Raw genomic sequence first — 22,709 nt, forward strand, 5'->3', positions numbered from 1 at the left:
CCTCAGCCGAGCAGGATCCTCAGCCGCGCAGGATCCTCAGCCGCGCAGGATCCTGCGGCGGGCGAACACCATGCCGACACCCGCGAGCACGGCCAGCAGGGCGAACACACCGACCGCGATCAGCATCGGCGCGAAGACACCGGTCGCTGCGAGTGCTCCCGATCCCGCTCCGGGCTTGGGTGCGGCATCGTGAGCGGCGACGGTGGCGGTCGGATCGGGTGTCACGGGCGAGACCGTCGGCGCTGCCGTGGGTGCGGCGGTCGGCGTGGGTGTCGGCGTCGGCGGGGGTGTCGAGGTCACGGGGAAGGCGTCCGCGACGGCCGTCTCGGCCAGCCGGGCCATGAAGTCGACCCCGTTGGCATTCGGATGCAGCGACTTCTCCTCGACGACCGGGGCTGTGGGCACAGTGAAGTCCACGAAGACGCCGTTGACGTACGAGGTGGCGGCGGGGGCGCAGGCGCTGTGGGCAAGCGACTCCCCGAACGTCGGAACATAGGTGAAGCCAGCCGCCACAGCCTGATCCTGCACCGTGTCGTCGAGCGCCTCCTCGATCGTGTGGAGGAACGGGGTGTCCGCGTCGGTGAAGGGGAACCCGCCGGGCAGGGTGACCGGCGAGAAGCAGCTGCCGCTCGCGGGCAGGTTCGCCGCGTCAGGGGCGATGCTCGGGTAGCCCAGCACGAAGACCTTCGCATTGGGGGCCGCGGCGCGCACCGCCGCGTAGGTGGCTCCGATGACCTGCCCGAGCAGCGGGATGCGCGCCGGGAGGGCTGCGATGGCGGGGATCTGCTGGCAGCTGGTCAGCGCGCTGAGGCCCGGCCCGACCAGGGGGCCGTTCGGAGTCGCGGCGGCACAGGCCGCGGCGACCGTGGTGAACTTCAGTCCGTTGCCGCCCACGCTGATCGTCACGACGTCGGTCGATGCATCCAGAGCCGCTGTCTGCACCGGAACGGTGGTGCCGTTCACGGGTTGCGGCACGGTGGTCAGGTTCTCGGCCTGGGCCCCGCTGCAGGTGACATCGGTCAGGTCGAGACCGAGGGTGGCGGCGAGCTGGTGGGGGAAGTTCTGGAGCGACTGGCCGCAGTCGGACGGCACGTCGGGGTTGATCTCCCCCACGCCGAGGCCCGAAGAGTAGGAGTCGCCGATGGCGACGTACTTCAGGCCGTCGGTCGGGAGAGCGGCCTCGGTGCTGGCACTGGCACTGCTGGCACTGGCGCTGCTGGCACTGGCACTGCTGGCACTGGCGCTGCTGGCACTGGCACTGCTCGCCAGCGCGACGGGAGCGACTCCGGCCAGGGCGACAACGGCCGCGAGCCCGACCCATCGGGCCAGGCGCCCACGCCTCACGGGCCGGCTTTCCCGGCGCGTCTGTGTTGACGGCATGCTTCCCCTCGTCTGTGCGGATGTTCCGCACGGATGCTCTGCTGCAGAGGTCAGACGCCTGCGGCAGAGTTCAACGGCGATGGCCAAACCATAGCAGCGAACGGCTCCCGTCCGTGTTACGCGCGGGTGACAGTTCCCGGCTCATCCGGCCGAGTCGCCGCCGGTTGTCCCGGCCCAGGCGAAGTCGTGCCCTCGGTGCGACTCGGGGAGCCTCGACCGGCCTTCACCGAACAGCTGCTCACGGAGCGTCGAGCCCCGGTACTCCCCCGGGGCGAGCCCGCGTTCGCGAAGCACCGGCAGCACCAGCTCGATGAAGTCGTCGTAGGTGCCCGGGGTCAGGTGCGGCTGTACGAGGAAGCCGTCGACATCCGTCGCTCTGACGAATTCCTCGAGCGCATCGACGACCTCCTCCGGCGTGCCGACGAAGACGCTCCCGTTGATCCCTGTCGTTCGGAAGTTCTCGAGGATGTCGCGCACCAGCGGTGCCGGCGTGCCGTCCTTCGCGAGATAGCGTTCGACATTGCTCTGGCCCATCTCCGTGCTCGTCTGCGCCAGGGGGAGGTCGGGATCGAGCGCCAGCAGGTCGATGCCCGTGTTGCCGGCGTAGATCGCCGCCGCGCCCTCGTTGGTCGACATCGCGAGCATCTCCGTGTGTTTCGCCACGGCCTCCTCGTGCGTCGGCGCCGTGATGAACAGCGCCCCGACCAGGAGTTTCACGGAGTCGGCCGCCCGCCCCGCCGCAACGGCGCTCGCCCGCACCCCGGCGACATTCGCGGCCACCACCGACGGAACTCCTCCGGCGACGAAGACCGCCTCGGCGTTCCGTCCGGCGAAGTCCCGCCCCCGCCCCGAGGCTCCGGCCTGCACGAGCAGCGGGGTGCGCTGCGGCGAGGGCGGCAGGTTCAGGATGCCGTGGGCACGGTAGTACGGACCGTCGTGGTCGATCATCCGCACCCCGGCGGGATCCGCGTAGACTCCGGCAGCCTTGTCGACGACGAGCGCATCGTCGGACCAGGACCCCTCCCAGAGCTTCAGGCAGACGTCGACATAGTCGTCGGCCATGTCGTAGCGCACGTCGTGAGCGATGAGGTCCTTTCCCATCAGCGCCGCCGCGGTCGCGCCGGAGGAACCCGTGACGATGTTCCAGCCGATGCGGCCGGCGGTGAAGTGGTCGAGCGTCGCGAACCGGCGGGCGTTCGCGGCGGGAGCCTCGACGGTGGTCGAGGTGGTGAGGATGAAGCCGAGCTTCTCGGTGACGGCAGCCATCGCGGTGACGATCGGCATCGGATCCCCCTGGGGGATGCCTCGGCCCTCGCGCACAGCCGCCTCGAGCAGTTCCCCGTCGAGCGCCGGGAAGCCGTAGCTGTCGGCGAGGAACAGGAAGTCGAGCCCGGCCGACTCGAACTTCTGGGCCAGTTTCGTCCAGTGCGCGATGGTGAGGTACTCGTGCGAGGTGTCGCTGGGGTGCTGCCAGGCCGATCCGACGGTGCCGTTCGGGGCGATGTACTGGAAGATTCCGAAAACGAGAGGCTTCATGGGTATATTTATGTCATAAATATGTTGACTTCACGAATTCCCGCCAGTTCGCCCTCCACGGCACCGCTCGACGAGGAAGCGGTCACGATGGGTGCCCGCATCCGCGAGCTGCGACGGGCGCGCGGGCAGACTCTGGTGCAGCTCGCCTCGGCGACCGGGATGTCGCAGCCCTTCCTGAGCCTCGTCGAGAGGGGCCACGCACGCCTGAGTCTCGCCTCGATGGGCCGGATCGCGACGGAATTCGGGGTGCAGCCCGGAGACCTTCTCGCCCACCGCCCGCCCCGGCGGAGCACGACCGAGACGGTCGACGTGGTCTACTCCGCGCATCGGGACCGCCCCGCCGGCGGTGACCGGTCGGTCTGGCAGCTGGCCGAACAGCCCGGCGGCCTCCGCGGCGTCGAGATGTTCAGCGCAGAGACGGTCTTCACCGAGTTCGGTGTGCATGATGAGGACGAGTTCGTCTACGTGCTCGCGGGCATCCTCGAGGTCGGGCTCGAAGACCGTCCGGGCGGCAGCATCGACGACGCGGTCGTCGAAAGCCTCGCGGCCGGCGGCTCCGTCACGTTCCAGGCGGGCACCCGGCACGCCTGGCGGGCCGCGGGCCCTGCCGGCTTCCGCGTCCTCGTCGTGACCGCCCCGGCGGCCCCGCTCCCGGGCCCCTCGAAAGGACGCCAACTGCTCTGAAGCCGCCGAATCCGAGCAGTTCGGGCCCCATCGAATCGATTCGATGCGAGGGGCAGGGGTCGGGGTGGGCGCACGTAGACTCAGGAGGTGACGAAAGCCCCCACCGAATCCGCGCCCCCGGGCTGGGTGCGGCGGCTCTGGGGCTACATGCTCCGCCACCGCAGGAGCCTGGTGCTCTCCCTCGGCGCGGCACTCCTCGGCAGCGCCTGCCAGGTGGTCGTGCCGCTCGTCGCGCGGCAGATCGTCGACAACGTCATCCTCGTGGCGGATGCCCCGCTGCTGCCCTGGCTCGCCCTGCTGGTCGGGCTTGCCCTTGTCACCTTCGGCTTCACCTACCTCCGTCGTTACCACGGCGGACAGGTCGCCCTCGAGGTGCAGAACGACCTCCGCAATGGCATGCACGACCACCTGCAGACCCTCGACTTCGCGAGCCTCGACCGCATGCCGACCGGCCAGCTCGTGTCTCGGGCGAACTCCGACGCGACCCTGGTGCAGGGCCTGCTGATGATGCTGCCGATCATGAGCGGCAACGTCATCCTGATGCTGCTCTCGCTCGTGGTGATGTTCGTGCTCTCGCCCCTGCTGGCCCTCGTCGCCCTCGTCGTCACTCCCCTGCTCGTGCTGATCTCGTACCGCATGCGCGCCCGGCTGCTGCCCGCCACCTGGGACGCCCAGCAGCGCGAGGGCGACGTCGCGCAGATGGTCGACGAAGACGTCACCGGCGTGCGCGTCGTGAAGGCGTTCGGCCGGGAGCGCCGCGAGATCCAGCGGATGATCGGGGCTTCCACCGCGCTCTACGGCTCCGAGATGCGGGCAGTGCGCATCCAGTCCCGGTTCCAGCCGCTGCTCGAAGCCGTGCCGACCCTCGGGCAGGTCGCCGTGCTCGCGTTCGGCGGCTGGCTCGCGCTGAACAACCAGCTGACGATCGGCACCTTCCTCGCCTTCTCGGCCTATGTTTCACAACTGATGGCGCCGGCGCGGCAGCTGGCGGGCATCCTGACCGTCGGGCAGCAGGCGCGGGTGGGCATCGAGCGCATCTTCCAGCTGCTCGACCAGCGGCCGGCGATCGTGGATGCCCCCGCCGCCGTCGCACTGCCCGTGGGCGGTGGGGCGATCGATTTCGAGGGGGTGCGGTTCGCCTACGGTGCGGCCGCTGCAGCCGGCGCGGCGCGCGCGGCGGGCGCGGCCTCTGCGGCCGGCCCTGCCGTGCTCGACGGTTTCGACCTGCACATCGCGGCGGGCGAGCGCGTCGCGATCGTCGGCCCGAGCGGCAGCGGCAAGTCGACGGTTGCCGCTCTGGTCTCGCGCTTCTACGAACCCGACGCGGGATCCGTGAGCGTCGACGGCGTCGACCTCCGCGACCTGTCCCTCGCGTCGCTCCGGCGGCAGGTCGGCGTGGTGTTCGAGGAGAGCTTCCTCTTCAGCTCGACGATCCGCGCGAACATCGCCTACGGCAGGCCCGATGCGAGCGGAGCGGAGATCGAGGAAGCGGCGCGGGTCGCCCAGGCGCACGAGTTCATCGGGCGGCTCCCCGGCGGCTACGACACCGTCGTGGGCGAGCGCGGGCTCAGCCTCTCGGGCGGACAGCGGCAGCGCATTGCCCTCGCGCGCGCCATTCTCTACGACCCGCGCATCCTGATCCTCGACGATGCCACGAGCGCGATCGACGCGAAGACGGAGGAGCTCATCCACGACGGGCTCGAACGGGCCCTCGGCAGGCGCACGGTGCTGCTGATCGCGCACCGTGAGTCGACCCTGCACCTCGCCGACCGCATCGTCGTGTTGGAGGAGGGCCGCATCAGCGACTCGGGCACGCACAGCGAGCTGCTGTCGCGGAGCACGACCTACCGCGAGCTGCTCTCCGGTCTCGACGAGCAGACCCGTGCCGCAGCCGCCGACGGCCGCATCGAGGTACTCGCCGATCTGACCGCCCGCGGCACGCTCGTCGAGGGAAGGCAGGACGACGCGGATGCCGCGGCCCGCGCCAGTGGGTTCGGCCACCCAGACCACCCCGGCAACCGCGGCGCAGACATGACCGGCCCCGCACCTGCTCGCGGAGGCAACAGCGCGGCCCGTCATCCTGGCAGGAGCAGCGGTACCGCTGTGGGCGCCGGCACGAGCACCAGCGCACCTGCGGGTGCCGCCACGGGCACCGGCGCACCGGGCGCGAACGGCGGCCTGCTCGGCGCAGACCCCGCCCTGCTCGAAGCCGTCGCCGCGCTCGGCCCGATCCGCGACATCCCGAGCATCGATGAGGCCCACGAGACCCGCCACGACCCGCAGTTCGGGCTGCTGCGGCTGCTGAAGGAGTTCCGTCGGCCGCTGGCGCTCGGGCTGGTGCTGGTCGTGATCGACGCCGTCGCGGGCCTCGCTGGGCCCGTGCTGGTGAAGACCGGCATCGACGACGGCGTGCAGGCGGGTTCGCTGATGGTGCTCCTCGGAGCATCCGCCCTCTACCTCGTGGTCACGCTCACCGCCCTGCTCGACGGCATCGCGTCGACGTTCGTCACCGGGCGGATCGCGCAGCGCGTGATGCTCTCGCTTCGCATCCGCATCTGGTCGCAGCTGCAGCGGCTCTCGCTCGACTACTACGAACGCGAGATGGCCGGGCGGGTGATGACGCGGATGACAACCGACGTCGTGCAGTTCGAGTCACTCGTGCAGAACGGCCTCCTCTCGGCGCTCGTCTCGGTCGTGACCTTCGTCGGCGTCGGGGTCGCCCTCGTGGCGCTCAACCTCGAGCTCGGGCTCTGCACGCTCGCGGTCGTGGTTCCGCTCGCGATTGCGACGTTCTGGTTCCGCAAGCGCGCGTCGTCGCTCTACGACACGGCCCGCGACCGCATCGCACTCGTCAACGCCGACTTCCAGGAGAGCCTCTCCGGCGTCCGCGAGTCGCAGGCCTTCGTGCACGAGAGCGAGACGGTGGCACGGTTCCACGGGCTCGGGCGGTCGTTCCTCGAGACCCGGGTCGCCGCCCAGCGGCTCGTGGCGCTCTACTTCCCGTTCGTGCAGTTCCTCTCGAGTGTCGCCGATGCGATCGTGCTGGGGGTCGGTGCCGGACTCATCGCCTCCGGCCAGCTCAGTTCGGGCGACCTGATCGCGTTCATCCTCTACATCTCGCTGTTCTTCTCGCCGATCCAGCAGCTCTCGCAGGTCTTCGACTCATGGCAGCAGACGCGGGTGTCGGTCGGCCGCATCTCGGAGCTGATGCAGCTCGACACGCTCACCCCCGAACCGGCGCCCGGAACGGCGATCGAACCGGGGAGACTCCGAGGCGCGCTCTCGCTCGTCGACGTGGACTTCGCGTACCCGGCCGTGCCCACGAAGGGTGCCGCCGCCGCGGCCGTCCCCGGCGAGGCCCTGCACGCGATCACCCTCGACATCCGGCCGCACGAGACGCTCGCGCTCGTCGGCGAGACCGGGGCGGGCAAGTCGACCGTCATGAAACTGTTGGCCCGCTTCTACGACGTCGACTCGGGCGCCGTGCTCGTCGACGGAATGGATGTGCGGAACCTCGACCTCGTCACCTTCCGCCGGCAGCTCGGCTACGTGCCGCAGGAGGCGTTCCTCTTCACCGGGTCGGTGCGTGACAACATCGCGTTCGGCGATCCTGAGGCTCCGGATGATCGTGTCGAGGCCGCGGCCCGCGCCGTCGGCGCGCACGACCTCGTCCAGGGCCTGCCCGGCGGGTACGGGCACGTGCTCAGCGAACGCGGGCGATCACTCTCCGCGGGGCAGCGGCAGCTGATCGCCCTCGCCCGCGCCCAGCTCGTCGACCCCGCCATCCTGCTGCTCGACGAAGCGACGTCGAACCTCGACCTCGCCACGGAGGCACGGGTCAGCGCGGCGATGGAGCGCGTCTCGGCCGGCCGCACGACCGTCGTCATCGCCCACCGGCTGCAGACGGCCCGCGCCGCGGACCGCATCGCCGTGCTGCACGACGGCCGCATCGCGGAGGTCGGCTCGCACGACGAGCTCCTCGCCGCGGGCGGGCGCTACGCCTCGATGTGGGAGGCGTTCGAGTCGGTCGAGCACCCGGCCTGACGCCGCCGCCCTCTCCCCATCCCTCAGCCAGGGAGCGGCGCGACCAGGCGTTCGAGGATCTCGGCACGCCGCGTGAGCGCCACGAAGTGGCCGTCTCCCGGGTATTCGTGCAGCCGGGCATCCGGGAGCCGTTCGACCAGGATGCGCGACCACTCGGCCCGGATCACGCGGTCCGCATCGCCCTGGAAGACCTCCACCCGGGCCCGCACGTCTTCCGGCGCGAAACCCCACGGCGCACCGAACGCCCGGTAGTCGTCGACAGACCCGCGGGTGTCGGCAACCGACTCGGCCATCGCCCGGGCGAACCAGTTCGAGTACGTGGTGATGAGGGTCGTGTCGCTCGGTCCGAGGCCGATGGACGCGAGCCGCGCGAGCAGGGGCGGCGACAGCACGGTCAGCCACCGGCTCCCCAGGAAGTAGGCGCGCGCGATCAACGGCGCGCGCCCGGACAGCGCGATGAGACGACGGTCGTTCGCGTTCAGCTCGGCGAGCCGTGACGGATGCGCCGGCTCCGCGAGCGGCAGCGCCCCGGCGACGACAGCCACGCGGTCGACCCGGTCGGCGTGCGCGTGCGCGACGGCGAGCGCATACTGCCCGCCCTCCGACCAGCCGAGCACCGAGAACCGCTCGACCCCGAGGTGCTGCAGCAGCACGGTCAGATCCGTCGACGCCCAGTCGAGCATCCGGTGCCCGGGGTTTCGCGAACTGCCACCGATTCCGGGCCGGTCGGGCGAGATGAGGCGCACCCCGAGAGCCCGGGCCGGCTCGTCGGAGTACTCGACGTCGATGCCGCTGACGAGCCCACCGTGGCAGTTCAGCACGACCACCCCAGCCGGATCGCCGTACTCGTGGTAGGCCAGCTCCCGACCGTCCGGCAGGGTGAGGATGCTCGGCGGCAGGTTCTCCCTGAGCGGCGCGACCACGGCCTTCCGAACCATCGTCTGCCTCCCTGTGCTCATGGTAATCGAGCCGGCTCTGCGCGAAATGCACGGCTGCTACGCTCACGCTCAGGGGGGAGACCGATCGTGGCAACAGGTGACGGCGCGAGCACGCGACTGAGTTCGCTCGCCATCGTGCTCATCGCTGTCTCGACGATCGTCCTCCTGCCCGGCGCGCTGAACCGATGGGTGCTCCCGAAGGAGATCGTCTTCCTGGTCGGCGCGCTGCTGGCTGCGGCGGTTCCTGCCGCAGGGCGACTCCCCCGCTGGTTCTGGATGATCGTGCTCTCCGGCTCGGCCGTTCTCCTCATCGCGGCGCTCTCGGGCGCGGCACCCCTGCCCCAGGTCTTCGGTCGATGGCCGCGATTCGAGGGCCTGGTGACGCTCCCGGTCTATCTGGCGGCGGCGTGGGCCGGCGCACGGCTGTTCGGCGGTGTCGCGGCTCTGCGCCATCGCGTCTTCCTTTCTGTCGTCGCCGTCTCTGCCCTGGCCGTCTTCCTCGTGGCGGCCCTTGAGACGCTCGGACTCCGGCCGATCCCGAGCGACCTCGACCGGCCGGGCTCCCTGCTCGGCAACGCGACCGACCAGGGCATCGTCGGAGTGATGTTCGCGGCCCTGCTCGTGCTGCCGGCGCTGGCCCCCCGAATGCCGGGGCCCGGCGCCGCGACGCGTGGTGGTGGCGCTTCTCGGGCGACCGGGGCGGAACGCCCGGCTCCGCCCCGGCCGCGCGCCGCCGGAACACTCTGGCTTCTCCGCGCGGGGCTGCTGGCGGCCGCGCTCAGCACGGTGCTCTCGGCCTCGCGGGCCGCGACGGCGGCGCTCTTCGCCGTGGCCGTCGTAGCCAGCGTGGTGCTGGTGGCCCGACGGGCATCCGGAGACCGCCGTTCGGCTACCGTCCACGCCCTCCTCGCCCTCGCCGGCATCGCCGGCCTTGTCGCCGCCGTGCTCCTCGTACCGCTGTCCCGCGAGCGGATCTTCGATGTCGCAGCCCTCGATCCGGCCCGTCTGGGCGACCGTTTCACCATCTGGCGGGAGGCAGCGCAGCTCCTCTGGGCGAACCCGCTGCTCGGAGTCGGCCCGAGCGGCTACCTCGACCAGATCGCGGCCGTGCATTCGGCGACCTGGTTCTTCGACGTCGGGTCAGGCGTCACGATCGACTCCCCGCACAATCTGCTCCTTCAGGCCGGGCTGGCCGGCGGCATCCCCTTGCTGCTCTGCCTCGGCGCCCTGGCCGTGCTGTCGGCGGTGACTGCCTGGCGCCGGATCCGTTCGGGCGATGACGCGGTGCTCGGAGCGACACTGGCGCTGCTCGGCTTCACGATCGTGCTGCTCACCCACTTCACGGCGCCCGCCACGACTCTGCTTGCGGCTCTGCTGCTGGGGATGGTGGTGGCCCGGCCCGCTGATGTGCCGATCGGATCTGTCGCCACGCGGACGCCCACGGCATCCAGATTCCCCGCGGCGCCGCGAGGCCGGGCGGGCCGCGGGCTCCGGATGCTCGGAGTCACCGCCCTCGCCGCCTCGACCCTGCTCGTGGCGGTCTCGTGCTCCGCCGAAGTCGCCCTCGGCGCCGGAGTGAGCGCAGCCGCAGATTCGCGCCTCGCCGACGCCGATGCCGCCTTCGCCACCGCGGCGGCACTACGCCCGTGGGACGCCGACACCCGCTCCATCGCCGCCCAATCGTTCGCGCAGGCCGCCGACAGCGGCCAGCCCGGCGCACCCGGGCTCGCCGGCAGCTGGGCCGCACGCGCGCTCGACCTTGCGCCCGACTCGGTGTTGAGCGCCAAAGCCCTCGCCGTCTCCCAGCAGTACAGTGGCGACCTCGACGGCGCCCTCGAGACGCTGACCGCCCTCGACGATCGGGCGCCGAATGATCCTGAGACGCTCCACAGACTGGGCGGCGTGCAGTTCCTCGACGGGCGGATTCCGGATGCCCAGCAGGCCCTCGAACGTGCCGTCGCCGTCGATCCCGACGACGCCGACGCCTGGCTCACCCTGCAGTACGTCTACCAGCAGACCGGCGATTCCGCGGGCTTCGCGCGCGCCTCTGGAGAACTCGCGCGCCTGGGCAGAAACTGAGACGGGTCGTCGACGCTCATCACGCCTGAAAGCAGGCCGGGGTGGCTATACCCTCGAAGCCGTAGGCTGGTCGATGACGAGTCCGCCGAACGAAAGCTGCAGCCGATGAGCGACCAGAACCCGTACAACGCCCCCGAGCAGCCGAAGTACGGTGAGGCGGCACCGACGGAGCAGTACCCCCAGCCCGCGCAGTACCCCCATGCCGCCCAGTACACCCAGCCGACCGAGCAGTACCCCCAGCCCTCCGCACAGCAGCAGTACGACCCGTACGCGGTTCCGCCGCCCCAGGCCTACGGCCAGCGCACCAACACCCTCGCGATCATCGCGCTCGTGCTCGGGCTCACCATCCCGATCGGCGGCATCGTCACCGGCCACATCGCTCTCGCCCAGATCCGCCGTACGGGCGAAGCCGGGCGGGGCCTGGCACTGGCGGGCCTCATCATCGGGTACGCATACACCGCCCTGGTCATCCTCGCGATCCTCGCCTACGTGATCTTCATCGTCGTCCTCGTCGGCGCGGCCGGGATGTCGCACAGCACCGGTTACAACTTCAACACCTGATCCGCCGCCCTCGGGCGTCCCGTGTCAAGTCCCCGGCAATCTGGCCAGCAACCCGTCGTCCGGGGCGCGGTGCCAGTATGTTGTCGGCATGAGTGCTGAGCTGACCCTCGGAGCAGAAGAAGAGCTGCATCTGATCGATCTCGAGAGCGGAAAGCTCTCTGCGCGTGCACCACAGCTGCTCTCGCGGTTGCCGAAAGGCAACTATTCGGCCGAGATCCAACGCACCACCGTCGAGACGAACACCGCGGTCACCTCCACCCTCGGTGGCCTCCGCGACGAGCTCCTGCGGCTGCGCGGCGACCTCATCGGGGCTGCCGCCGAGTTCGGGCTCGGCGTCGCCGCGGTCGGCACCGCCCCCCATTCGGAGTTCGCCGACTTCGAGCTCACCGCCACCGGCCGGTACCGCCGCATGCAGGAGCAGTATCGCCTGCTGGTCGACGAACAGCTGATCTGCGGCACGCAGATCCACGTCGGAGTGTCCGACCGCGACATGGCGGTGCAGATCGCGCAGCGGGTGTCCCGCGACATCCCGATCCTGCTTGCGCTCTCCGCCAGCTCGCCCTTCCTCAACGGGCACGACACCGGGTATGCGAGCATCCGCACCACCATCTGGCAGCGCTGGCCGAGTGCCGGCGCGACCGGTCACCTCGCGAGCGCTGCGGAGTACGACGAGATGCTCTCCGATCTCATTTCGAGCGGGGTGATCGCCGACGCGAAGATGGCCTACTTCGACGTGCGGCCCTCCGCGCACGAACCGACTCTCGAACTCCGGGTCTGCGATGCCTGCCCGATCGTCGACGACGCCGTGCTGATCGCGGGGCTGTTCCGCGCGAGCGTGCGTGCCGCCGAGCTGGAGATCGAAGACGGCAGGCCGCCGCTCGGCATCCGGGCGCCACTGCACCGCGCCGCGATGTGGCAGGCTGCGCGCGGCGGGCTCTCGGGCCACCTGCTCGACACCACCGAGCATCCGAAGCCCGTGCCGGCCGCCCAGGCCGTGCGCGACCTCGTGCGGCGGCTGCGGCCCCAGCTCGAGGAGCTCGGCGACTTCGAGGAGGTCAGGCGACTCGCCCAGACCACCCTGGCCCGCGGCAACTCAGCAGACCGCCAGCGCGCCGCGTTCGCCGAGCGCGGCAACCTCACCGACGTGGTCGACCTGGTCGTGGCCGAGACGCACGGCCCCGCCGAAGGACTCGAGCCCGCGGCATCCGCCCTTCGCCACTACCGCACCCGCGCCGGTGACGAAGCGGTCGGCCCGAGCGCTGCACCGCGCCCGAACTACCGCGAGATCATCGACTTCTACCGCACGCTGAGCCCCGAGGCCCTCGCCGAGCGCGGCAGGGCACGCGACGCCTGGACGACGGATGCCGCACTCACCTTCAGCGTGAACGGGGAGTTCGCCCCGTTCGAAGTCGACCTCGTGCCGCGCGTGATCAGCGCCTTCGAGTGGGCCGAGCTCGGCCGCGGGCTCCGCCAGCGGGCCCGGGCGATCGACGAGTTCCTCCGCGACATCTACGGCGACCAGCGCGTGATCGACGACGGGGTGCTGCCGGAGAGCGCCCGGCAGGCCCCCGGCTGGCGAGCCGAGGCCGCCCGGCTCCCCCGCGACACGGTGCGTGCCCCGATCATGGGTTTCGATCTCGTGCGGAACGAATTCGGCGGCTGGCGGGTGCTCGAAGACAATGTCCGCGCCCCCAGCGGTGCCGCGTACGCGATGGCGGCACGCCGGCTGATGGATGCGGTCGTGCCCGACCTCCCCCGACCCGAGGGCCTGCTCGACCCGCACTCGGCGCTCAGTGCGCTGCGGCTGAGCCTCGGAGGTGCGAAGAAGACCGGGCTCGGCGCCCTCGCCCTGCTCTCCAGCGGCCCGGCGAGCTCGGCCTGGTTCGAGCACTCCCGCCTCGCCGACGACGCCGGCCTGCTGCTGGTCACGGCAGACGACCTCGACATCCACGAGGGCCGGGTCGTCACGGGCGAGCGGAAGACGGTCATCCGTTCGCTCTATGTGCGGATCGACCCCGAACTGATCGACCTGCGCGCCTCGGACGGGCGGGCGATCGGTGCGGAGATCTTCGAGGTCGCGGTCGCCGGCAACGTGTTCCTCGCCAACGCCCCGGGCAACGGGGTCGCCGACGACAAGGCGATGTACTGCACCGTGCCCGACCTCATCGCGTACTACCTCGACGAACGCCCGCTGCTCGAATCGGTGCCGACGTATCGCACCAGCGACGAGAGCGAACGCCGCAGCGTGCTCGAACGGGTGGGCGAGCTGGTGACCAAACCGGTCGACGGCGAAGGCGGCCGCGGCGTCATGATCGGCCCCGCCGCGACGGCCGCCCAGGTCGCCGCCCGCCGGAACGAGATCGCCTCCGACCCGGCGGCCTGGGTCGCGCAGGAGGTGGTGGCGCTCTCCTCCCTCCCGGCCTACACCGGGGCGACGCTCGAACCGCGGCACGTCGACCTCCGCGCCTTCGTCTACGTCACGGGCGACGGCCCGGCCGACTTCGAGATCGCCGACCTGGCCCTCACCCGGGTCGCGCCGAGCGGCAGCCTGGTGGTGAACTCCACCCAGGGCGGCGGCGCGAAGGACACCTGGATCCTCGGCGCGGAAAGCGCCTCCGACGAGAGGAGCGCCCATGTGCGGCCTGGCCGGTGAGCTGAGGTTCGACGGCCGGAGCGCCGACGTGGGCGACCTCGCCCGCATGACGCACTGCATGGTGCACCGCGGTCCCGACGGCGACGGACTCTGGGCGAGAGGGCCTGTCGCCCTCGGCCATCGGCGGCTCTCGATCATCGACCTGAGCGCGGCCGGCTCGCAGCCGATGGTGGATGCCGGGCTCGGCATCACTGTGGCATTCAACGGCTGCATCTACAACCACGAGGCCCTGCGCCAGGAACTCCGGGCCAAGGGGTACCGGTTCTTCTCCGGTTCCGACACCGAGGTGATCGCGAAGGGCTACGCCGAGTGGGGCATCCAGGTCGTCGACCACCTGCTCGGCATGTTCGCCTTCGCGATCGTGGAGCACGCGAGTGGCCGGTTGGTGCTCGCCCGTGACCGGCTCGGCATCAAACCGCTCTACCTCGACCAGACCCGGGAGCGGCTGCGGTTCGCCTCGACGCTGCCTGCCCTGCTCGAGGGCGGCGGCACCGACACATCGATAGACCGCGAAGCCCTCGCGTACTACATGACCTTCCACTCGGTCGTGCCTGCTCCGCTGACCATCCTGCAGGGCGTGAAGAAACTGCCACCCGCCACGGTTCGGGTCGTCGAGCCGGGCGGCAGCTTCACCGACACGGTCTACTGGCGCGCCGACTTCGCGCGCGACGAGAGCCGCGCGGGCTGGAGCGACGCCGACTGGCAGGATGCCCTGATCCAGAGCCTCCGCACAGCGGTCGAACGCCGGATGGTCGCCGATGTGCCGGTCGGAGTGCTGCTCTCGGGCGGGCTCGACTCCAGCCTCGTGGTCGCCCTGCTCAGCGAACTCGGCCAGACGAACCTGCAGACCTTCAGCATCGGGTTCGAGTCGGCCGGCGGAGAATCCGGCGACGAATTCGAGTACTCCACGCTCGTGGCGAAGGAGTTCGGCACCGACCACCACCGCATCCCGATCGACAGTTCGCGGCTGCTGCCCGGCATCGACGGGGCGGTCGCCGCGATGAGCGAGCCGATGGTGAGCCACGACTGTGTCGCGTTCTACCTGCTGAGCGAGGACGTCTCCCAGAGCGTGAAGGTCGTGCAGTCCGGCCAGGGCGCCGACGAGGTGCTGGCTGGCTACGACTGGTACCCGCCACTCGCCGGGGTCGCCCGCGAGGATGCCGTCGAGGAGTACTCGAAGGTGTTCTTCGACCGGCGCTGGTCGGCACTCCCCGGCCTGCTGAACGCCGAATGGATGCTCGAGAACGACGCCCCCACCGAATTCGTGACACGGGAATTCGCCCGCCCCGGCGCCGACACGGCGGTAGATGCCGCACTCCGGCAGGACACCACGATCAACCTCGTCGACGACCCCGTGAAACGGGTGGACAACATGACGATGGCGTGGGGGCTGGAGGCCCGGGTGCCGTTCCTCGACCACGAATTCGTGGAGCTGGCCGGCAGAATCCCGCCCGGACTCAAACTGTCGGACGGCGGCAAAGGCATCCTGAAACGCGCGAGCCGCGGCATCGTGCCCGACGCGGTCATCGACCGCACCAAGGGCTCCTTCCCCGTTCCGGCCATCCGCCAGCTCGAAGGGCCCTATCTGGAGCGGGTGCGGGAGGCGCTCACCGACCCCGCAGCCGCCCGGCGCGGCCTCTTCGACCGCGGCGAGGTCGACCGTCTGCTCGCCGCGCCGAACGAGACCCGCACGACCCTCGGTTCGAATGCGCTCTGGCAGTTGGGTTTACTGGAGATGTGGCTACAGACTCATCGACTCACGTGACCGGGCGTCACGCGCTCCCCTCCCCCGACGATTTCAGCGATCCTGGCGTTCCCGGCGATTCCGGTATTCCCAACGATCTCGGCGATCTCGGCGACCTCGGCGACCGGCTGGTGGCCGCGTGGGGCAGCTGGAACCCCACGATGACCCCGGATGCCCGTCGGATGGCGTTCATCAGCGACCGCCGGGGCGTGCCCGAGGTCTGGGTGCAGGATGTCGCGGAGCAGGTCGCGGAAGGTGCCGACCTGCCCTCCGCCCGCCCGATCCGTCTCAGCCCCGACCCCGTCACCGCGGTCAGCTGGTCGGCCGACAGCGCCTGGCTCGCCTGCCAGGTCGCGACCGACGGCGGTGTGCGCAGCCAGGTCTGGGTGGTGCGTCCCGACGGAAGCGACGCCCGGCTCATCGCCGGCAGCCGGAAGCAGCACGCCGAACTCGGGCCGTGGAGCCGGAGCGGGCACCGCGTCGTCACCACCGTTCCGAGCGTCGAACCGGGCGAACCCACCCGCTCGTTCCTCGTCGAGCCGGCCACCGGGCTGATCGAACCGCTCGCCCTCGGCGAGCTGATCCACGTGCTCGACCTCTCGGTGGGCGAGGCGCTCGTCGTGCTGCGCGACGGCCGCCGCGGCCACGAGTTCTGCGTGGTGGTCGACCGCCTGAACGACACCGACCACCCGCTGCTGCCCTACTCGACCTCCGGCTCGACAGCGGTCGCCCTGCTGCGTCCGGCCCCCGCCGACTCCGAGGCGCCGCTCGTCGCCTACCTCGCGACCGAGGTGGATGCCCCGCGGCAACGCCTCGCCTCCCTCCCCCTCGGCCCGAACGGCCTCCGCGGCGAGCCGCTCGAACTCGCAGCCCGCGACGACGCCGAGCTCGAAGCTCTCGACGCCGACGACGAGGGACGACTGCTGCTGCTCCTCTGGAACCACGCCGGCTGCAGCGAACTCGAACTCTTCGACACCACGACCGGCGAACGCAGACCCGTTCCCGGGCTCCCCGGGCTGGTGGCGTCTTCCCCCGTACTCAGCCGTGACGGCTCCACGGTCATCCTGAGCGTCGAAGGGCCGGAGCGGCCGCGCGAACTCTGGCGGCTCGACACCCGGGCCCTCCGCTGGAACCGGGTGAGCGAGGTACCGCACCTCCCTGCTGCCGCACTCGTCGTACCGACGCTCGAGCACTTCACCGGACTCGACGGGTTGCCGTTGACCGGCTGGTTGTACCGGGCTCCGGATGCCGCGGCCGCCGGCCCCGCCATGCTGAGCCTCCACGGCGGGCCCGAAGCGCAGGAGCGGCCGACCTTCAGCCCGCAGTACCAGGCCGTTCTCGCCGCCGGGATCGCGGTGTTCGCGCCGAACGTGCGCGGATCATCCGGATTCGGCCGCGAGTTCAGCCACCTCGACGACGTGCGCGGCCGGCAGGGCGCATTCGACGACGTGCAGGCCGCGGCCAGTCACCTGGTGTCTCTCGGCGTCGGTGACCCCGCGCGCCTCGCCGTGACCGGGCGCTCCTACGGCGGCTACCTCACCCTCGCCGCCCTCGCCTTCTCTCCCGGGGTGTTCGCGGCGGGCATCGACATCTGCGGCATGTCGCACCTGCTCACGTTCTACCGCGACACCGAACCGTGGATCGCCGCCGCCGCCGTGACCAAGTACGGGCATCCGCAGCACGACCGGAAGCTCCTCCGCCAGCTCTCGCCACTCACCGAAGTCGACAGGATCGACGTGCCGCTGCTCGTCGTGCACGGCGAGCTCGACACCAACGTGCCGGTGAACGAGGCGCACCAGATCGTGGCTTCGCTCCGCGAACTCGGCCGGCCGGTGGAGTATCTCGAACTCACCGGGGAGGGCCACGAGTACCGCCGCGCGGACTCGCGCACCTTGCTGGCCACGACCATGGTGCGCTTTCTGAAAGAAAACCTCTGAGCAATCCTTCCGCTCGAAAGGTGTAACTCAATACCATGAGCGCATGACTCGTGCATCCCAGCAAGAAGCCCCAGAATCAGAGTCCCGGTTCCCCCGCCGCACCGCCCTCGGCGTCTTCGCGCAGGCGAAGGACCTGGCGAAGTAGCGGATGACCGGGCTCTCCCGAAGGCAGTTCCTGGCCCACAGCGCTGCCCTCGCTGCGGCGACCGGCCTCGGTCTGGACATCCTCGCCCCGCAGTTGGCGAGCGCCGCCACACCCCCAGCCGGCCGGGCGCTCGCGCAGGGCGACATCCCGACCACCCTGCTGCAGACCATCCGCCAGGCCGGCGTACTGCAGGGCAGCTACCGAGGGTTGACCACCGGGCCCGGCGAGCCGTACGTGCCCCGGCTCGACGTGCTGGGCCGGGCGGCCTCGGCCTCGCGCCTCGCGTCGCGCCGCTCCCTCCTCTACCTCGGTCACCTCTCCGACCTGCACGTCATCGATGCGCAGTCGCCGGCCCGCATCGAACCGATGATCGTCTCCGACCATTCGGCGTGGGGATCGGCCTTCCACCCGCACGATCCGCTGAGCGTGCACGCGACGGCCGCCATGGTGAGGTCGTTCTCGGATGCCCGCTACAGCCCGCTCACCGGGGCGCCGATGGGCGCCGCCATCGTCACCGGCGACAGCGCCGACATGCACTCGAGCCTCGAACTCCGCTGGTACATCGACCTGATGGACGGAGTCGCCGTCGATCCCGCGAGCGCCGGGAAGGTCTTCCAGGGCGTGCAGGCGTGGTCCGAAGCGACGTGGGCCTACCGCCCCGGCGACCCGAGCGGCGGATCGTTCGGCGACTACGGCTTCCCCCGACTGCCCGACCTCCTCGCGCAGTCGATCGCCACGCCCGTCGAGACCCCGGGCCTCCCCGCCCCCTGGTACGCCGTCTACGGCAACCACGACACACTGCTGCTCGGCACCTTCGACCTCAGCCCGCAGCTGCACGCTCTGGCGGTCGGCGGGCAGAAGTCCTTCACCCTCGACGGCACGGCGGGCAGCATCCTGAACGGCTACGCCTCCACCGGCAGCGTCTTCCAGCAGGCGATGGATGCCCTGGGGATCGCCTTCGGCCGGCCGGGCTTCAAGCAGGTGAACCCGAACCCCGCGCGGCTGCTGTTCGAGCAGCGCGACTTCATGGCCGAACACTTCAGCACCCAGAAAACGCCCGGACCCGTCGGTCACGGCTTCACGCAGCACAACCTCGACTCCGGCGAGACCTGGTGGACGGCCGACCTCAGCCCGAGCATCCGCGCCTTCGGACTCGACACCTGCAACGCCGTCGCCGGGCCCGACGGGGCGGTACCCGACACCCAGTTCCGCTGGCTGGAAGCCGGGCTCCGACAGGCGCAGGCCGAGAAGAAGCTCGTGCTCGTCTTCAGCCACCACAACAGCCTCACGCTCGAGAACCGGGCAGCGCGCCCGGGCGACACGGAGGTGCTGCACGGGGCGGACGAGTTCGTGGCCCTGCTGCTGCAGTACCCCGTGGTCGTCGGCTGGCTGAACGGGCACACCCACCTCAACCAGATCCTCGCCCACACCTCCCCCACCGGCGGGTTCTGGGAGATCACGACCGCCTCGTGCATCGACTTCCCGCAGCAGCAGCAGGTCGTCGAGATCGTCGACAACCGCGACGGCACACTCTCGCTCTTCACGACGGTGCTCGATCACAGCTCCCCCGCCGTGCCGGGCAGCGGCGGGACATCCACCGACCTCGCCGCCCGCAGCCGCGAATTCGCCGCGAACGACTGGGCGGAGACACCCCTGATGCGCCGCGGATCGCCACTCGACCGCAACACCGAACTGCTGGTCGCGGCCCCCTTCGACCTGTCGGCCATCACGGATGCTGCACTCGAAGCCCAGCACATGACAGAGCAGGCCCGCCTGGCGGCTTACGAACAGGCGAGGGGCCTGTGAGCGCCGGGCAGAGGCTCGGGCGTTCGTCCGGTGCGGGGTTCCTCGCCATAGCGGGCGTCCTCTCGGCCGTCGCCCTGCTGGCCGGATGCTCGCAGGTGGCCGCGATCGCGCCCGTCGGCGGCAACCACCTCTCCGAAGTGCGCTACGCCGCGATCGACGTGCTCACCACCGCAGGCACCCCCCTCCTGACCGCGCCCGTCTGTGACTCGACCTCCGACGGCACGGTGACCTGCGCGGGCACCACCACCACGGGCGACCCGATCACGGTGCTCTCCACCGCTGCCGACCCGGCGACCGTCACCGTCACCGTCGGCACGAGCGTGCTCTACGCGGGCTCGATCACCGACGTGCTCGACGCCGCCGCCCGGGCCACCTCATGACCGGCCGACGGCTCCTCGCCCGCGGCTGGCCGGTGTTCGTTCCCGTCGTCGTGCTGAACGCCACGGCGCAGGCGGCCCTCGTAGCCCCGTTCCTCACGCCCGGAACCTCTGCCGGGTTCATCGCCCTGGCCGCCCTGTCGGGTGCGGCACTCGTGGTCGCGCTGGTGCTCGTCGTGGGGCGGGCCGTGGCGCTGGCGGCGAGCCCGGGCGGTGCCGTCGCCACTCCGGGCGCCCGCGTTCCCCGCCCTCCCTACCGGGTGCCGCCGCTCCGCCTCTGGATCGCCGGCCTCGTCACGCTCGCCGTGCTCGGTGCCTCCGCCATCGTCTTCGCTCCGCTGGTCGTCATCGCCGCCACCGCCGTGCTCCTCACCCTCCCCTCCGTCGCATACGGCGCCGGGTGGTCCGCCGGCTTCCGGATGTTCGGGGCGAGGCCGTTCCGCACGATCATCCGGTGCCTGCTGACCGTCGCCCTGCTCGGGCTGCTCTGGCTCATCGCCCTGGCGCTCGGCTTCCTCATCACAGGCGTCGCCGGCGCGGCCCTCACCTGGCTCGTCTTCGGCGTCGCCGCCGTGCTGCTCGTCTGCTGGTGGACGGCCGCGCTGGCCCACGCTGCGACTGTCGAGAGAAAACTCTTCCTCAGGAATCCGCAAGAGCAGTAGCATGAGCGCATCCGAGGCTCTCGGCAACCGTACGGCCCGGACCACTATCGCTCCAGCCCTCGCACCAGCCCTGACCATCCAGCTCTCGGAGGCCGTCATGCCCGATCGTTCCACCATCCCCGAACGCCCGTCTTCTTCGACGCCCGAATTCGAATCCCGTTTTCCCCGCCGCCTCCTGTTCGCCGGAGCCGCCGCCGGGCTGGCAGGCACCGCCGTCGTCGCGAGCGCATCGCCCGCCGAAGCCGCACCGACCACGACCGCGTGGCTGCTCGGCGGTAACACGGGCGTCACCACGACCGGAACGAACTTCCTCGGGCCAACCAATGCCGGCGCACCTCTCATCTTCAAGACCAAGGCCGACGCGGCATCCTCTCTCTCCGAGAAGATGAGGCTCACCCCTGTCGGGCGCCTGGGGCTCGGTGTCACCAACCCGACCGCACGTTTTGACACGACCAGCAGCGGCACCGCGATCCAGGGCAAGAGCACCAGTTCGAACAGCAGTGGTCGGGGGGTCTCCGGATCATCCGTCAACGGCTACGGGGTCGAGGGCCTCTCGAACAAATACATCGGGGTCTTCGGCCAAGGGCCCTCCGCCGGTGTCTGGGGCGACAGCGGACTCTACGGGGTCGTCGGCCAGGCCAATACCTACGGCGGACGGTTCTCCGGAGGATCGATCGGCTCGTACAACGAAGGCGAGGGCTACGGCGTCTACGGAACGGGCGGAACGACCGGCGTCGGTGTCTACGGCCAGGGCACCACGGGCGTCAGCGGATACTGCTCGAACACCTCCGGCAACGCGATATCCGGCAGCGGCGGCGTGTACGGGGTCTACGGCGCGAACGCCTCGACTGCCGGCGTGCGCGGCGACTCGAACTACGTCGGCGTCTGGGGCCAGGGCTACAACTACGGTGTCTACGGTGTAGCCACCGCTACGGCGGGCACGAGCTTCGGGGTCTATGGGCACTCACCGAACGGCTATGCCGTCTACGCCGCCGGCGACGCCATCGTGACAGGAACCTTGTCTAAGTCGGCCGGTTCCTTCAAGATCGACCATCCCCTCGACCCCGACAACAAATGGCTCTCCCACTCCTTCGTCGAGTCTCCGGACATGATGAACGTCTACAACGGCAATGTCACCACCGATGCTGGTGGTACCGCCACGGTCGACCTGCCTTCCTACTTCGGCGCACTCAACCGCGATTTCCGCTACCAGCTCACGGTCATCGGCGACTTCGCTCAGGCCGTGGTGTCGAAAGAAGTCGAGAACAACAGTTTCGCGATCAGAACCGACAAGCCGAAGGTGAAGGTCTCCTGGCAGGTGACCGGCATCCGCCAGGACGCCTACGCCGCCGAGCATCCGATCGTCGTCGAGACGCCGAAGTCGAAGGATGACGCCGGCACTCGACTGTTCGTTCCGAAGGGCAGCGGGGCGAAAGCCGCGCAGACAGCCCCACCCGCTCCCTCCGCCGTGACCTTGACAGGGCCACCCGCCGCTGCTGCGAAGCTCCTGTCGCCCGCCGCGAACTGAGGACCAACAGAAAAAGCCCACCGTTTCCGGTGGGCCTTTTGTGTTCTGGTGGAGCTGAGGGGATTCGAACCCCTGACCCCCTGCATGCCATGCAGGTGCGCTACCAACTGCGCCACAGCCCCTCATGTTCGGCCCAGAACCCGGGGGTTCCGCTCCAAACAACTTGCCCAGACTACTACACGCCGGGCCCAGTCGCGAAACCGAGAAGGTTTCGAGTCGGTGCCGACGGGCATCCGCCGATGGGCATCGGCCCTACGGCACCGAGACGGTCAGCGGAACGACGGGGCAGTCCTTCCAGAGGCGCTCGAGCGAATAGTAGAGCCGGTCTTCGTCGTGGAAGACGTGGACCACGAGGTCGCCGAAGTCGAGCAGCACCCAGCGGCCCTCGGCGAGGCCTTCGCGGCGGAGGAGCTTGGCGCCGGACTCCTCGACCTTCTCGATGACCTCTTCGGCGATGGCGCGCACGTTGGGTTCGTTGCGGCCGGAGGCGATCAGGAAGACGTCGGTCAGGGGCAGCGGGCCGGTGACGTCGAGGGCGACGAGATTCTCGGCCTGCTTCGAGTCGGCAGCGCGAGCGGCGATCTGGGTGAGGTGGATGGAGCGGTCAGTTGCAGTCACGAAGTGGGGGTTACCAG

At 70.4% G+C, this 22,709-nt stretch carries 15 protein-coding genes and 1 tRNA gene; 11 read left to right on the plus strand and 5 right to left on the minus strand.

Going from position 1 to position 22,709, the window contains the following annotated elements; translation table 11 throughout:
- Positions 1-36 precede the first annotated feature (36 nt).
- Together FB464_RS08560 and FB464_RS08565 are read right to left on the minus strand one after the other, a co-directional pair.
- On the minus strand, positions 37-1,344 hold the full coding sequence (locus FB464_RS08560) for an SGNH/GDSL hydrolase family protein (protein WP_116414237.1): 1,308 nt from the start codon (positions 1,342-1,344) through the stop codon (positions 37-39).
- 177 nt (positions 1,345-1,521) lie between these two features.
- Entirely contained in the window at positions 1,522-2,916 is a 1,395-nt protein-coding gene (locus FB464_RS08565) for an NtaA/DmoA family FMN-dependent monooxygenase (RefSeq protein WP_116414236.1), read from the minus strand.
- 21 nt (positions 2,917-2,937) lie between these two features.
- Between FB464_RS08565 and FB464_RS08570 the strand changes: the two genes are divergently transcribed.
- Both FB464_RS08570 and FB464_RS08575 read left to right on the plus strand, forming a co-directional pair.
- The gene (locus tag FB464_RS08570) at positions 2,938-3,600 is read left to right on the plus strand and encodes a helix-turn-helix domain-containing protein (protein ID WP_116414235.1); all 663 of its coding nucleotides are present in this window, start codon (positions 2,938-2,940) and stop codon (positions 3,598-3,600) included.
- A gap of 87 nt (positions 3,601-3,687) precedes the next feature.
- Positions 3,688-7,644 carry an ABC transporter ATP-binding protein gene (locus FB464_RS08575; RefSeq protein WP_211327332.1) on the plus strand — a complete coding sequence of 1,319 codons (3,957 nt, stop codon included), beginning with the start codon at positions 3,688-3,690 and terminating at the stop codon, positions 7,642-7,644.
- Positions 7,645-7,667: 23 nt separating this feature from the next.
- Here FB464_RS08575 and FB464_RS08580 read toward each other — a convergent pair whose 3' ends face one another.
- Positions 7,668-8,603, minus strand: coding sequence for an alpha/beta fold hydrolase (locus FB464_RS08580; RefSeq protein ID WP_116414234.1), 936 nt, complete (start codon positions 8,601-8,603; stop codon positions 7,668-7,670).
- 66 nt (positions 8,604-8,669) lie between these two features.
- On the opposite strand from FB464_RS08580, the gene FB464_RS08585 reads away from it, so the two are divergent.
- The 9 genes from FB464_RS08585 to FB464_RS08625 all read left to right on the plus strand — a co-directional run bounded on the left by FB464_RS08585 (position 8,670) and on the right by FB464_RS08625 (position 22,074).
- Positions 8,670-10,661, plus strand: coding sequence for an O-antigen ligase family protein (locus FB464_RS08585; RefSeq protein WP_116414233.1), 1,992 nt, complete (start codon positions 8,670-8,672; stop codon positions 10,659-10,661).
- 105 nt (positions 10,662-10,766) lie between these two features.
- The gene (locus FB464_RS08590) at positions 10,767-11,222 is read left to right on the plus strand and encodes a DUF4190 domain-containing protein (RefSeq protein ID WP_116414232.1); all 456 of its coding nucleotides are present in this window, start codon (positions 10,767-10,769) and stop codon (positions 11,220-11,222) included.
- Positions 11,223-11,310: 88 nt separating this feature from the next.
- Positions 11,311-13,875, plus strand: coding sequence for a carboxylate--amine ligase/circularly permuted type 2 ATP-grasp protein (locus FB464_RS08595; protein ID WP_116414231.1), 2,565 nt, complete (start codon positions 11,311-11,313; stop codon positions 13,873-13,875).
- Positions 13,856-15,640 carry an N-acetylglutaminylglutamine amidotransferase gene (locus tag FB464_RS08600; protein WP_116414230.1) on the plus strand — a complete coding sequence of 595 codons (1,785 nt, stop codon included), beginning with the start codon at positions 13,856-13,858 and terminating at the stop codon, positions 15,638-15,640. The genes FB464_RS08595 and FB464_RS08600 overlap by 20 nt, the downstream gene beginning before the upstream one ends.
- A complete protein-coding gene (locus tag FB464_RS08605; RefSeq protein WP_246092981.1) occupies positions 15,613-17,556 on the plus strand; it encodes a S9 family peptidase in 1,944 nt (647 codons plus the stop codon). Before FB464_RS08600 ends, FB464_RS08605 begins: the two co-directional genes overlap by 28 nt.
- Positions 17,557-17,704: 148 nt before the next feature.
- A complete protein-coding gene (locus FB464_RS08610) occupies positions 17,705-19,507 on the plus strand; it encodes a TIGR03767 family metallophosphoesterase (RefSeq protein ID WP_116414229.1) in 1,803 nt (600 codons plus the stop codon).
- Entirely contained in the window at positions 19,504-19,887 is a 384-nt protein-coding gene (locus FB464_RS08615) for a hypothetical protein (RefSeq protein WP_116414228.1), read from the plus strand. Before FB464_RS08610 ends, FB464_RS08615 begins: the two co-directional genes overlap by 4 nt.
- Complete coding sequence (locus FB464_RS08620; protein WP_116414227.1) at positions 19,884-20,546, plus strand: hypothetical protein; 663 nt, start codon at positions 19,884-19,886, stop codon at positions 20,544-20,546. The genes FB464_RS08615 and FB464_RS08620 overlap by 4 nt, the downstream gene beginning before the upstream one ends.
- Position 20,547: 1 nt before the next feature.
- Positions 20,548-22,074, plus strand: a complete 1,527-nt coding sequence (locus FB464_RS08625) for a hypothetical protein (protein ID WP_116414226.1) — start codon at positions 20,548-20,550, stop codon at positions 22,072-22,074.
- A gap of 46 nt (positions 22,075-22,120) precedes the next feature.
- Here FB464_RS08625 and FB464_RS08630 read toward each other — a convergent pair.
- Together FB464_RS08630 and rsfS are read right to left on the minus strand one after the other, a co-directional pair.
- Positions 22,121-22,196, minus strand: a tRNA-Ala gene (locus FB464_RS08630).
- Between the two features lie 130 nt (positions 22,197-22,326).
- The gene (gene rsfS / locus FB464_RS08635; protein WP_116414225.1) at positions 22,327-22,692 is read right to left on the minus strand and encodes a ribosome silencing factor; all 366 of its coding nucleotides are present in this window, start codon (positions 22,690-22,692) and stop codon (positions 22,327-22,329) included.
- Positions 22,693-22,709 lie beyond the last annotated feature (17 nt).

This window comes from Subtercola boreus (genome assembly GCF_006716115.1).
In the GTDB taxonomy this organism is placed as follows: Bacteria; Actinomycetota; Actinomycetes; order Actinomycetales; family Microbacteriaceae; genus Subtercola; species Subtercola boreus.